Here is a 13390-nt window from a genome sequence, read left to right on the forward strand (position 1 = left end):
AGTCATTCAGACACTCCATGAAGAGGAAGATATGCCTGTGATTTTACTTTGTAAGTTCGCCGGTGTTTCGCGTGCAGCTTATTATAAATGGCTGACAAGATCCACTTCAGCACGTGAACAGGAAAATCAGGCATTACTCGAAGGCATACGCTTACTTTATAATCAAGTGGACGGAATTTATGGCTACCGTCGCATCACGATGACGATTAATCGTTATCGCCAAGTGGCGAAATTACCACTTTATAACGAGAAACGTATTTACCGTCTGATGCGTATATATGAAATTGAAGCAGTGATTCGTCGGAAGCGAAAGGGCTATAAGAAATCAACACCGCAACACGTCGCAGAAAATATCTTAAACCGTGATTTTAAAGCAGCGAAGCCGAATGAAAAATGGTGTACAGATATCACGGAGTTTAAATATGGGGTTGGCAAGAAAGCCTATTTAAGTGCGATTATCGACTTACATGACGGCTCGATTGTAGGTTACAAGTTAGGTAAATCGAATAATAACCGCTTAGTGTTTGATACGATGCATCCAGCCATTGCGCAATTACCAACTGGTGCGAAACCAATGATTCATAGTGATCGTGGCTTCCAATATACGTCGAAAGGTTTCAAATGCATTTTAGACGAAGCGAATATGACACAAAGTATGTCTCGTGTAGGCCGTTGCTTAGACAACGCCCCAATCGAGAATTTTTGGGGTACACTGAAATCGGAAATGTATTATTTACGTGAATTCCAATCATTTGAGGAGTTACGCAAAGCAATCGAGAAGTATATTCACTTCTACAATCATCAACGTTATCAAAAACGACTAAACGGCCTGAGCCCTCTAGAATTCAGAGCTCAAGCCGCTTAGTTCAATTTTTATTATTTCCGCTGTCTACTTGACAGGGAGCAGTCCATTGAGGAGAATGTCTTTTTTTTATGGTAAAATAATGAAAAGAGGTGATTAGAGTGAATATTCAAGAAATAGTAAACTGTATGAAAATCTATGGTCAAGATGATACGATACAAATGCAGCAAACTGCCCATCGCTTCGCATTGATTGATCAGATGCAGATTAAAGAAGGCATGACTCTCTTGGAGGTGGGTTGCGGTCAAGGTGATACATTGACTGCACTAGCAGCGAGGGTCGGTGAATCAGGACATGTGATGGGGATTGATCCAGCGACTGAAGCATACGGTGAGCCCATTACCCTAGGTCAGGCAGCACAGCATATCAGAAAAAGTATTTTGGGACAGCGTATAACGATTCATTTTGAAACAGCATTACATCAATTAGCAGATGAAAATCATTTTGATGCGATTATTTTTTCACATTGTCTTTGGTATTTTGCTAGTGAAGATCTTTTACGACAATTGATACAAAAAGCAAAGAAAATGACATCCATCATACATATTGCTGAATGGGATATCGTAGAAGTGTCGGAACATCAAAGAGCGCATCAAACAGCTGCATATATTCAAAGTTATTTTGCGCAACTCCATGAGTCACAGGCGAATATTCGTACACTTTTTACAGCACAACAAATCACAAATATCTGTCAAGATCTCGATGCTACAGTAGAAAAAAGCATAGTAGACGCGAGTGCTTTACAAGATGGTCAATGGGAAATCGATTATGCACAACAGATGAATTTTGAAGGTCATGCTGGTGCACAACAAATCGCAACGATGAAGGAAGCGATGCAATTTCAAGCAATGACTTCGACAGCATCCATGAATAGTTTTGTCTTAACTGCATATTTTACATGAAAAAGAATGCCGGACCACGGTGTACAATAGTCATTTATGGCTCTTTTGTTTAAGGAGCGCAAAGTACAGGGTAAATAATCGTTATAAAGGAGGGGAACAATGTGAACGAAGAAAAATTACTTGCGAATGGTTATAGAAAATACGTAGGCACGTCATTAGATGTATATTTTAATACAGATTTATGCGAACATTCTGGTGTTTGTGTAAAAGGGCAACCCGCGGTATTTAACTTACAACAAAAACCTTGGATCAAAGTCGATGCGGCAAGCAATCAAGAAGTGACAGCGGTAGTGAATCGTTGTCCTTCAGGTGCTTTGCAATATATTCAACGATAGGAGAGGGCTAAGTGGAATTTCTATATGATACAAATCGCTTTTATTATGATGATGAAAATGGTAAAAATTTAGCGGAAATTACGATGTCTACTGTTGATGATGACACAATTATTATTGACCATACATGGGTAGATAACAGCTTGAGAGGACAAGGGATTGCAGCACAACTGGTAAAGCAAGTTGTTGATTTTGCTCGTCAATCCAATAAACTAATTATGCCATTATGTCCTTTTGCTAAAGAAGAATTTTCCAAAAATGAAGATTATGAAGATGTTTTAAAAAAATAACATATATGCATAGTTTCACAATTAGTAGATTTTGAAGCTATGCATATGCATACATAAATAGTGTCAACTATAAAAATCATTGTCCAACATAAAATAAACTTTTCTTTGAAATGAACAAAAAGTCACGATTTTAAGGTTGTTTAAATGAGTCTAATGAGCTAAAGTTGAAATATGAATAAAAGGGGAAATTGACTATATAGTGAAAGAAACGAGGCGCTTTTTTGTTAAAGAGACAAATACTATTATTTGTAACAATAATTTTTTGTATAATGGCGTTGCCTACCGTCAGCAAAGCACAGACAACTGATATACCGATAGTGGAGATTTCATCTGTGCACACACCTATGAAAATAAATGGTCAGTGGTTATTTTTTAATAATAAAATACTAACACCACAACAAGTTATTGCAACATCATCGACAGCAAAAAAAGTAACAATTCCAATCAGTTTTAAAGAACTCCTTGGAACAACTGAAGGATATGGTACGTTTGCTACATACATAAAAATACCGCCAATGTATATGAATAAAACGATGATGTTATATATTCCATATGAGTATAATGCTTATTCTATTTTTGTGAATCATAAACAATTAGGCAGTTTAGGAACTGTGGGGCAGGAAAAATATCATAAAAGTCAATTAGCCCCGCTAAAATTATTTTTTACACCAACAGAGGAACTTGTTTTAGTCACGTTGCAACTATCAAGTTTTGATTTAGTGCGCGGTGGCTTTGAACAAGCAATTGATATCGGTACAGCTACCACATTGGATCATGCATTAAATCAAGAAGTTTTTTGGCATATTTTAATTAGTAGTTACCTATTTATTGTCGGTATTTTTATGATTATTTTTGGACTCTATCGTACAGATGATCGTGAGTTTTTGATTTTTGGTTTATTTAGTTTTTCGATTGGATTACGCTCCCTATTTACTGTCCCATTCTTATACTTGCTACCATTTCCAACAATGGATTGGCAAATAGGCATGACATTCGAATATTTATTTACTTGTACGAGTACTTATTTTTTCATCTTACTTATTTATAATTTATATAAAACAAGATGGAGTAAGTGGGTATTACATTTTTATACGGTATTGATTGTCTTTTTAGTTTTTATTATTGTCCTGCTACCAGTCGAAGGATTTCAACCTATTTTTTTCGCCATCTATACTGCTGTAATACCCTATTGTCTTTTTTTAATCTATGTTTTAGTCCAATCGCTTCGCCGAAAAAATAGGGCGATTTATATTCATATTATTGGTATTGTCATGGTGTTTACGACAGTACTCATCGATTTTTTCAATGGTAAGGGTTGGACTCAACTACCGTCATTAAGTTTTATGGCCACAAGTTTTTATGTCTTCATGCAAATGTTCGCATTAAACAAACGTTTTGCTGTAGAAGTATTTAAACGCTTGCATTTAAATATCAAATTACAGGAATTGAACGATGATTTAGATGAAAAAATATTGGCACGAACACAGCAATTAGAATTAGCGAATGAACAACTGCTCATTCAAGCAAATATGGATGGCTTAACAGGTATTTATAATCGTCATTACTTGAATAGTTTTGTCGATCAAGCATTTAAAATCGCTCTAGAAGAACAACAAAAATTATCCATTCTGATTATCGACGTCGATGATTTCAAATATTATAATGATTGTTATGGTCATATTGAAGGGGATCATCTACTAAAAAAATTAGCCTATATTATGCGAGAAACAGTGCCAGATGATGGCATGATTGCTCGCTACGGTGGAGAAGAATTTGCTGTTGTCTTACCAAATTATACGACGGAAGCTGCAGTGGAAATAGGCGATGAAATGCAAAGAACAATCGCAAATCTACAATTAGAAAATAATGGTGGTATATTGCGTATAGTAACAGTGAGTATCGGCGTTGCTACATTGCATGAGCATTCAATTTATCACTCGGTTTATGAATTAATTAACGCTGCGGATCAAAATCTCTATATTGGTAAAAAGAGCGGAAAAAATAAAGTTGTCTATTAAGTTGAAAGAAAGAGCCTGAGACAAACGTATTTTCAACAGCGAAAATCCCGTATGATTTTTCGAAATCATACGGGATTATTTATTTCAAGCCATTTCCGCTTCGAAAAACGCTCTCAGCGGACAGGGCTTCAAACGCCTTGTCACTGCGTTACTATGGGGTTTTCTGCGCGTTTCATTGATTTGATGATTCGTAGTGAGACATACTATTTTTGTTCTGTCCTAGGCTCTTTTGTCATATCTTAAATTGAGAAATCTTCTGGTGTGAATACTTTTAAATGTTTTGGTTTAATATAAATAGTATCACCTTTCAGAATAGTAAGTAATTCAAAATTGTTTTTTGTTAGTTCAGCTTCCAAATATTCATTCGTATCGGCGCGGTGCATTTCTAAGCGAATAGAAGAACCAATTGTATGGATATGCGTGACTGTCGCAGCAATATTCGAATCAGAAGGAGTTGTATCAATGGACATATCATGTGGTCTAACATATCCGACGGTCGCTGATAAATCTTGATATTCAGCTCCGGGTATGGCAAGAGAAAAATCGCCGTTGACCAACTTGCCCTTTTGTAGGCATCCTTTAAATAAATTGACATTGCCTAAAAAATCATAGACGAAGGGTGTTGCTGGATTGTCATATACTTCAACAGGCGTCCCAACTTGTTCGATACGTCCTTCATTCATGACGACAATGCGGTCTGCTACATCGAGCGCTTCTTCTTGGTCATGTGTGACAAAAATACTTGTAATTTGATAGTCATTATGCAATTTTCGCAACCATCTTCGCAGTTCTTTACGTACTTTCGCATCAAGTGCACCAAATGGCTCATCTAATAATAAAACACGCGGTTCAACAGCGAGTGCGCGTGCAAGTGCAACTCGTTGTCTTTGTCCACCTGAAAGTTGTGCGGGATAACGTTTTGCGAAATCTTCCAATTTAACGAGTGATAAAAGCTCCATTACTTTCGCTTTAATGTGCTCTTTTGTAGGCCGCCTTTTTTTAGAGCGCACGTTTAAACCATACGCAATATTATCAAATACAGACATATGATTGAATAGGGCATAATGTTGAAATACAAAGCCGATATTACGTTCCTTTGCGCTGAGTGCCACCATGTCTTTTTGGTCAAATAGTATATTTCCATCATCTAATGATTCAAGACCAGCAAGAATGCGTAAGAGCGATGTTTTACCAGAGCCAGAAGGACCGAGTAGTGCAATAAGTTCACCTTGCTGAATTTGCAAGGAAATATTTTGTAGTGCATGGTAATTACCAAAGTGTTTATTGATGTTTTCTAATTGTATTGTCACGATGAAACCTCCTTCGATCGCCATTCAATCACATTTTTAATAAGTATCGTTAGCAGTGCAAGAATTGACATAAGTGATGCAACAGCAAAAGCTGCAGTAAACTGATATTCATTGTAAAGAACTTCAATATGCAAGGGCATAGTATTCGTTAATCCACGTATATGACCTGATACGACGGAAACGGCACCAAACTCACCAATGACACGTGCATTACATAATATAATGCCATATAGCAGTCCCCATTTTATTTTTGGTAAAGTAATATAGATGAACGTTTTCAAGGCGCTGGCCCCCAATGAATGTGATGCTTCTTCTTCCGCCTGACCCTGTGATTGCATAAGGGGGATTAATTCTCTTGCTACGAATGGTACGGTGACAAAGAGAGTAGCTAAGACGATGCCAGGTAAAGCAAAAATAACATAAATATCATGATTTAAAAGCCATTCACCGAACAAACCTTGTGCACCAAAAATTAAAACAAATATAAGGCCAGCAATGACAGGTGATACAGCGAAAGGAAGGTCAATTAGTGTCAGTAGAAGGCTTTTCCCTTTGAAATGATGGTGAGAAATAAGCAGGGCACTTAAAATGCCAAATAATGTGTTAAGTGGCACGACGATTAACACGACGAGTAAGGTCAGCTTAATAGCGGATAACGCTTCACTATTTGTGATAGCTTCCACATAAACAACCACTCCTTTTTGCAAAGCAGAAATAAAAATCATTGCTAATGGTAACAATAGAAATAATGAAAGGAAAGCGACGCTAATACCGATTAGAGTCCACTGAACAATGAGTGGCTCCTTCGTTGTTGTTGGTGTTTTGGGATTGTGTACTTTAGGTATTTTTTGCTGTTTTGGTGCTTCAGGTAATAAGGTAGCGCTCATACTTACCGACTCCTATTCAAACTATATTTTCTTTGGATCAACCATTGCAGTCCATTCATTGTAAAAAGGAAAATGAATGAGGCTAATAACATGACAAAAGCGATAGCCGTAGCACCTGCATAATCATATTGTTCGAGTTTTGTCATAATGAGTAAGGGGGTTATTTCCGTTTTAAAGGGCAAATTTCCCGCAATAAATACAATGGAACCATATTCGCCAAGTGCACGTGCAAAAGCGAGTGTAAAGCCTGTTAAAATAGCGGGAACCATAGCTGGAAATATTATTTTTGAAAAAGTTTGTAGTCGGTTTGCCCCTAAACTAGCAGAGGCTTCTTCTTCTTCCGTACGAAAGGAGTCGAGTACAGGCTGCACGGTACGGACAACAAATGGTAAGCCGATAAAAGTTAAGGCAATAATAATACCAATTGGAGTAAAGGCAATTTTGAATGAAAAAAACTGTCCAATCCAACCATTATTAGCATAGAGAGAAGTAAGGGCAATGCCAGCTACTGCAGTTGGTAGAGCAAAAGGTAAATCAACAATGCCATCTAAAAATTTTTTCCCGAAAAACTGATAACGAACGAGTACCCAAGCGATTATTGTACCAAAAATGACATTGAGTAATGCCGCGATGAATGATGTACTTAGCGTTAGTTTATAGGCAGAGATGGCGCGTGAGTCTGTAATGATCGCTAAAAAATTCTGCCAGTTTAAAGATAATGTATGAAAGATCACCATAGACAATGGAAGTAAAATCAACAAGCTGACATAGAAAATAGTAAAACCAAGCGTTAGTGAAAAACCAGGTAAGCGAAATGGACGTCGTCTTTTTTTACTGAATAAAATTGTCATAACTAACATCACCTCTTTTATTATTGATACATAGCGTCAAATAACCCGCCATCTGTAAAATGTATTTTTTGTGCATGTTGCCAACCTCCAAAATCGTTGATTGTTGCGAGTTTCACCGATGGAAATTGTGTATTATAATGACGAAGTATTTTTTTATTGCGAGGGCGATAATAGTTTTTGGCAGCTATTTCTTGTCCTTTTTCAGTATATAAAAATGATAAATAGGCATTTGCTACCTCGTTGGTACCTCGTCTTTGCGTATTTTTTTTAATGACAGCTACAGGAGGTTCCGCTAATATACTTAGCGATGGTGTAATAATTTCAAAGTCGTCTTTACCGACTTCATTCAATGATAAGTAGGCTTCATTTTCCCAAGCGATTAAAACATCTCCAATACCGCGTTCGACAAAAGTTGTCGTTGAGCCACGAGCACCTGAATCGAGTACTTCCACATTGCCATATAGTTTTTTCATAAAGGCTATTGTTTGTGCATCATTGTGCCTATTTACTGTAGCAGCATATGCCCAAGCAGCTAAATAATTCCACCGTGCACCTCCTGACGTCTTAGGGTTAGGTGTAATGACGGAAACATGGTCTTTCACAAGATCATCCCAGTCACGAATATTTTTAGGATTGCCTTTTCTTACAAGGAAAACGATGGTCGATGTATAGGGGGCCGAGCCATTGGGTAAAAGTTGCTGCCAATTTGTAGGTAGCAAGGAGCGGTTCTTGGCAATTTCATCGATGTCATAGGCGAGTGCCAGCGTCACAACATCTGCTCGAATGCCATCAATAACGGCACGTCCTTGCTTACCAGATCCACCATGGGATTGTTGAATCGTGATGGTTTGGCCTGTATCTTGTTGCCACTGCTTGGCAAAGGCCTCGTTTATATCGTGATACAGCTCACGGGTAGGATCATAGGATACATTCAATAAAGTAAGAGACTCTTTTTCAGAAGCATTAGAGCTACTACAACCGCTTATTACTAAACAAAACAATACGAAAAAAATCATTTTTTTGGTCATTTATATTTCCCTCCATAAAAAAGAAGGCTGCGCAAAAGAGCATGCGCAGCCTTCAGTTTTTCTGATCAGCTTTAATAATATATTTACCATATAATTCTATTACCAATAAGTCAACTAGGAATTTCCAAAAAACCTATTTTATTTATCGGGATTATATGATATAATTCGAAACAAGAAAAGCTAACCGGACAACTGGAGGCGTTTCAATCGTTCAGCATGATACCTTGCTGAGCGATTGGAGCGCCTTTTTGTTTTCCAAGAAAGGAGTTGACAATCATGATTACGTACGCCAATTGGCAAAAGAATAAAGTGGATTTTGAAGTAGATCAGCCTTATAAAGGTGCTCTTAAAGTACTGACATGGGCTTTTAGAGAGTATGAAGATGATATTGTCTATGCATGTAGCTTTGGCATCGAAGGCATGGTCCTTATTGATTTGATCACTAAAATAAAGGCGGATGCAAAAATTATTTTTCTCGATACGAATGTTCATTTTCAAGAAACATATGACACGATTGATCAAATAAGAGTGAACTATCCAAAGCTCCAAATAAATATGAAGCAACCTAAATTGACATTAGCTCAGCAAGCACAACAATTTGGTGATGAGTTGTGGGCCAGAGATGCTAATGCATGCTGTGCTATTCGGAAAGTCGCACCTCTACATGAAGTGCTGAATGATACAGTGGCATGGATATCTGGTTTACGCCGACAGCAGTCACCAAGCCGTAGCATGACGGATTTTATCAATGCTGATCAGACGTTTCAGTCTATTAAAATTTGTCCACTTATTCATTGGACATCGCAGGATATTTGGCGGTATGTAACAGATCATAACCTGCCCTACAATCCTTTACATGATAGAGGATATCCATCCATTGGTTGTGAAAAATGTACGATACCAACGACAGACCAGAATGATAATAGAGCAGGGCGATGGCAGGGTTCGATGAAAACAGAATGTGGACTACACCAATAAGGGGAGAAAAATCATGACACTCGTACAACGTTATAATCCAACATACAAAATGCCAACAAGTAAATTTGATATTGAATTAGATGATATCGCATTAAGTGATTTAGAATTGATTGCAAACGGTGGGTATAGTCCAATTGAAGGTTTTTTAGACCAAGCGGATTATGAAGCGGTAGTTAATACGTTACGTTTAACAAATGGTGCTGTTTGGAGTATTCCGATTACACTACCAGTATCTGCAAAAGTAGCAGAAGTATTGTCAATTGGAGATGAAGCAAGATTAATACATGATAATAGTTGTTATGGTGCTATTGAAATTTCATCTATTTTTGTAGCAGATAAAGAACATGAGGCACTACAAGTATATGGTACGAATGATCAGGCGCATCCAGGTGTAAAGAAATTATTTGAAAGACAGCCCGTGTATATTGGCGGTAAAATTGTTTTAACGAAAAAACCACAAGCCAAATTTGCTCAGTATACGTTTGAACCAGCTGAAACAGTGGCTTTATTTAAAGAGAAGGGTTGGCAAACAGTCGTAGGCTTCCAAACGAGAAATCCAGTACATCGCGCGCATGAATATATCCAAAAAGCAGCATTAGAAACGATTGATGGCTTGTTTTTAAACCCATTAGTAGGGGAGACGAAATCCGATGATGTATCAGCTGCGATTCGCATGGAGAGCTACGAAGTATTATTGGAACACTATTATCCAAAGAATCGTGTTCAGTTAGGTGTTTTTCCTGCTGCCATGCGGTATGCAGGACCAAGAGAAGCAATCTTCCATGCGCTAGTCCGTAAAAATTATGGCTGTAGCCATTTCATTGTTGGACGCGACCATGCCGGTGTCGGTGATTATTATGACACATATGAGGCACAAAAAATATTTGAACAATTTACAATTGAAGAACTTGGTATTACACCACTTAAATTTGAACATAGTTTTTATTGCAATATATGCGAGGGCATGGCAACGACTAAAACCTGCCCACATAAAAAAGAAAATCACATTATTTTATCGGGTACAAAGGTACGAGAAATGTTACGTGAAGGCATCGTCCCACCAGCAACTTTTAGCCGCAAGGAAGTTGTTGAAGTATTGATTAAAGGTTTACAGCAGGAGGTCACAAATGGCTAATCATATCGTCTGGCATGAAGCATCGGTCACAAAGGAACAAAGACAGCTAAACAATGGGTATACAGGGAAAATTCTATGGTTTACAGGATTATCAGCTTCAGGTAAATCGACAATCGCTAATGCATTGTCACATGAACTATTTCGCAGAAAAAAACAAGTTTATGTTTTAGATGGCGATAATATTCGCCATGGTTTAAATAAGGATTTAGGTTTTGGAGATGAAGAGCGTAAAGAGAATATTCGACGTATAGGAGAGGTGGCAAAACTTTTTGTTGATAGCGGTCAAATTGTTTTGACTGCTTTCATATCGCCATTTCGTGAAGATCGTCAAATTGTAAGAGATCTTATGCCTAAAGGAGAGTTTGTTGAAGTATATGTCAAATGTTCCATTGAAACCTGTGAAAGTCGCGATCCAAAGGGGTTATACAAAAAAGCACGAAATCATGAAATCCCTTTTTTTACCGGTATTTCTTCCCCTTATGAAGAACCGCTTCAAGCAGAATTAATCGTCGATTCTGAAAGGGGTAGTGTCAAAGAAATTGTTGCGTATATTATTGAAAAATTAGCACTCTAACTACAAAACACCTTCAAAAGATTTTTTCTTTTGAAGGTGTTTTTATACACTATGGGGAATAATAATAAAGAAAGGATATTTGTATTTACTTTATATTGAAGGGGAGAAGCGAGATGACAGTATTATTATTCACGGGATTTCCAGGTTTTATTGCCAGTCAACTCATACGCGAGCAATTAAAGAAAAAAAAGGATGATCAATTTTATACGGTTGTCTTAGCGAGTGAATTGGTCAAAGCACAACAAGAAAAAGAAGCCATACTGTCAGAATATCACGATGCAAAAATCACTATAATCGAAGGTGATATTACCGTACCTAATTTGGATATGACAACTGAAGAACAACAATTACTTGCTTCAACTGTAGAAATTGTTTGGCATTTAGCTGCAATTTATGATTTGGCTGTACGAAAAGAAGCAGCGTGGAAGGTCAATGTTCATGGTACTTCTAATGTTAATACTTTTGTAAAGAGTTGTGAAAAACTACAACGTTATATGTATTTTAGTACAGCTTATGTGGCAGGGACCCGTACAGGGATCTTATACGAAAATGAATTAAAGAGACCGACGTCATTTAAAAATTACTATGAAGAAACAAAGTATGAAGCAGAGCTACTCGTAGAAGATTTAAAAGAATATTATCCCGTTACAATTATTCGTCCAGGCATCGTACGAGGAAACTCAATCACTGGAAAAACAACAAAATTTGATGGACCGTACTTCCTTCTTAATATGGTGGATAAATTAAAAGTATTGCCATTCATTCCTTTTATTGGTCGCTCAACAGCTACCTTGAATACTGTACCAATTGATTATATTATCGAAGCAGCAAGCTATGTAAGCATGGCAAAAAATGCTGTTGGTAAAACAGTGCATTTAACAGATCCACAACCGCATCCTATTCAAGAGGTTTTGCGTGCTGTGACAATCGAAATGACGGGGAAAGCACCTAAAGGAACCGTACCATTAGCATTGACACGTCTGTTTTTAAAGGCAAAAATGGTTCAACGTCAACTAGGAGTAGAGTACGAATCACTAGATTACTTTACATGGGATGCCGAATTCGATACGGCAGTAGCAACAGAATTATTATGTGATTCAGGGATTCATTGTGCAGATTTTATTGAATCCTTACCGACAATGGTTCATTTTTATGAAGAAAATAAAAAAAATAAAGCCTATCAAATAAAAATCTAATATCAAAGACTTTACTTCATAATCTAAATCAATTATAATTTAACTATAAACAAACGAATATTTTCTTTGACAGTTCTGTCAAGGGGGAGTAGCTGTAGGAGAAATCCTATACTTATAGTCGTCAATACATGGCTTTTGCCATCGGTTATAAGAGCAATTTTCATATTTTGCTTAGTGAGACCTTTGCCTAGTTTTTTAGGCATGGGTCTTTTTTGTTTGTTAAAAAAGGGGGAATTTAATTGGATATATTATTACAATACGGTTGGGTACTATTAGTACTAATCGCACTGGAAGGGTTATTGGCTGCAGATAATGCAGTTGTCATGGCGGTAATGGTTAAACATTTACCACATGCGCAAAGAAAAAAAGCTTTGTTTTACGGTTTATTAGGTGCTTTCGTGTTACGTTTCGCAGCACTGTTCATGATTACTTTAATTGTGGATTGGTGGTTTGTTCAAGCAATCGGAGCCGCATATTTACTATTCATCTGTTTCAAACATCTGTACGACTCCAGGAAAAAGGCCGCAGATGATGATGAAATGAAAGAACCAAAGAAAAAATCAGGTTTCTGGATGACTGTTGTAAAAGTAGAAGCAGCAGATTTAGCATTCGCAATTGATTCTATGCTTGCAGCAGTTGCCCTAGCAGTAACATTACCTCATGTTGGCGACATGACAATCGGTGGTATTAACGGTGGTCAGTTCGCTGTCATGTTCGCAGGTGGTGTCATTGGTTTAGTTATTATGCGTTTCGCAGCACAATGGTTTGTCAAAGTACTGGAGCGCTTACCACAGCTTGAAACAGCCGCATTCTTAATCGTAGGTTGGGTTGGTGTAAAATTAGCAGTTATGACTTTAGCACATCCGAAAGTGCATATTCTTTCAGAAAACTTCCCACATTCAACACCGTGGACAATCGTATTCTGGACAGTGTTAATCGGTATTGCAGTAATTGGTTACTTTACAGCAATTCGCGTTGAGAAAAAAGCACAATAATTTCATATGAAAAACGGTATCATCCAATTTAT

The 13390-nt window shown here is 37.3% G+C and carries 14 protein-coding genes; 10 read left to right on the forward strand and 4 right to left on the reverse strand.

Annotated elements, in window-relative coordinates:
* The 5 genes from DEX24_RS00005 to DEX24_RS00025 form a co-directional block, all read left to right on the forward strand.
* The coding region (locus DEX24_RS00005; RefSeq protein WP_109304343.1) for an IS3 family transposase at positions 1-865 on the forward strand (865 nt) is incomplete at its 5' end.
* 98 nt (positions 866-963) lie between these two features.
* Complete coding sequence (locus tag DEX24_RS00010; RefSeq protein WP_109304344.1) at positions 964-1764, forward strand: class I SAM-dependent methyltransferase; 801 nt, start codon at positions 964-966, stop codon at positions 1762-1764.
* A 101-nt stretch (positions 1765-1865) separates the two neighbouring features.
* Entirely contained in the window at positions 1866-2099 is a 234-nt protein-coding gene (locus DEX24_RS00015) for a (4Fe-4S)-binding protein (protein WP_109304345.1), read from the forward strand.
* 11 nt (positions 2100-2110) lie between these two features.
* Complete coding sequence (locus DEX24_RS00020; protein ID WP_109304346.1) at positions 2111-2386, forward strand: GNAT family N-acetyltransferase; 276 nt, start codon at positions 2111-2113, stop codon at positions 2384-2386.
* 221 nt (positions 2387-2607) lie between these two features.
* Positions 2608-4404, forward strand: a complete 1797-nt coding sequence (locus DEX24_RS00025) for a sensor domain-containing diguanylate cyclase (protein WP_109304347.1) — start codon at positions 2608-2610, stop codon at positions 4402-4404.
* A gap of 239 nt (positions 4405-4643) precedes the next feature.
* On the opposite strand, the gene DEX24_RS00030 is transcribed toward DEX24_RS00025, so the two are convergent.
* From DEX24_RS00030 to DEX24_RS00045, 4 genes are read right to left on the reverse strand one after another with little or no spacing between them, the layout of a single operon-like run.
* Entirely contained in the window at positions 4644-5714 is a 1071-nt protein-coding gene (locus DEX24_RS00030; protein ID WP_109304348.1) for a sulfate/molybdate ABC transporter ATP-binding protein, read from the reverse strand.
* Positions 5711-6601 (reverse strand): sulfate ABC transporter permease subunit CysW, encoded by an 891-nt coding sequence (gene cysW / locus DEX24_RS00035; protein ID WP_109304349.1) that lies wholly within the window; start codon positions 6599-6601, stop codon positions 5711-5713. The genes DEX24_RS00030 and cysW overlap by 4 nt, the downstream gene beginning before the upstream one ends.
* A 2-nt stretch (positions 6602-6603) precedes the next feature.
* On the reverse strand, positions 6604-7452 hold the full coding sequence (gene cysT / locus DEX24_RS00040) for a sulfate ABC transporter permease subunit CysT (protein WP_109304350.1): 849 nt from the start codon (positions 7450-7452) through the stop codon (positions 6604-6606).
* Between the two features lie 20 nt (positions 7453-7472).
* Positions 7473-8480 (reverse strand): sulfate ABC transporter substrate-binding protein, encoded by a 1008-nt coding sequence (locus DEX24_RS00045; RefSeq protein ID WP_109304351.1) that lies wholly within the window; start codon positions 8478-8480, stop codon positions 7473-7475.
* A 276-nt stretch (positions 8481-8756) separates the two neighbouring features.
* On the opposite strand from DEX24_RS00045, the gene DEX24_RS00050 reads away from it, so the two are divergent.
* The 5 genes from DEX24_RS00050 (at position 8757) to DEX24_RS00070 (ending at position 13358) form a co-directional block, all read left to right on the forward strand.
* Positions 8757-9458: a phosphoadenylyl-sulfate reductase gene (locus DEX24_RS00050; protein ID WP_109304352.1), complete on the forward strand. Its 702-nt coding sequence runs from the start codon at positions 8757-8759 to the stop codon at positions 9456-9458.
* Between the two features lie 13 nt (positions 9459-9471).
* Entirely contained in the window at positions 9472-10593 is a 1122-nt protein-coding gene (sat, locus tag DEX24_RS00055) for a sulfate adenylyltransferase (RefSeq protein ID WP_109304353.1), read from the forward strand.
* A complete protein-coding gene (gene cysC / locus DEX24_RS00060) occupies positions 10586-11167 on the forward strand; it encodes an adenylyl-sulfate kinase (RefSeq protein WP_109304354.1) in 582 nt (193 codons plus the stop codon). The genes sat and cysC overlap by 8 nt, the downstream gene beginning before the upstream one ends.
* A gap of 113 nt (positions 11168-11280) precedes the next feature.
* Positions 11281-12363 (forward strand): SDR family oxidoreductase, encoded by a 1083-nt coding sequence (locus DEX24_RS00065; protein ID WP_109304355.1) that lies wholly within the window; start codon positions 11281-11283, stop codon positions 12361-12363.
* Positions 12364-12602: 239 nt separating this feature from the next.
* Entirely contained in the window at positions 12603-13358 is a 756-nt protein-coding gene (locus DEX24_RS00070; protein ID WP_109304356.1) for a TerC family protein, read from the forward strand.
* Positions 13359-13390 lie beyond the last annotated feature (32 nt).

The organism is Kurthia sibirica (assembly GCF_003143975.1).
Taxonomy (GTDB): Bacteria; Bacillota; Bacilli; order Bacillales_A; family Planococcaceae; genus Kurthia; species Kurthia sibirica.

Coding starts and splice junctions, on each gene's coding strand:
- sat (WP_109304353.1), top strand. CDS start 9,472: ATGACACTCGTACAACGTTATAATCCAACATACAAAATGCCAACAAGT.
- DEX24_RS00065 (WP_109304355.1), top strand. CDS start 11,281: ATGACAGTATTATTATTCACGGGATTTCCAGGTTTTATTGCCAGTCAA.
- cysW (WP_109304349.1), bottom strand. CDS start 6,601: ATGAGCGCTACCTTATTACCTGAAGCACCAAAACAGCAAAAAATACCT.
- DEX24_RS00050 (WP_109304352.1), top strand. CDS start 8,757: ATGATTACGTACGCCAATTGGCAAAAGAATAAAGTGGATTTTGAAGTA.
- DEX24_RS00045 (WP_109304351.1), bottom strand. CDS start 8,480: ATGACCAAAAAAATGATTTTTTTCGTATTGTTTTGTTTAGTAATAAGC.
- cysT (WP_109304350.1), bottom strand. CDS start 7,452: ATGACAATTTTATTCAGTAAAAAAAGACGACGTCCATTTCGCTTACCT.
- cysC (WP_109304354.1), top strand. CDS start 10,586: ATGGCTAATCATATCGTCTGGCATGAAGCATCGGTCACAAAGGAACAA.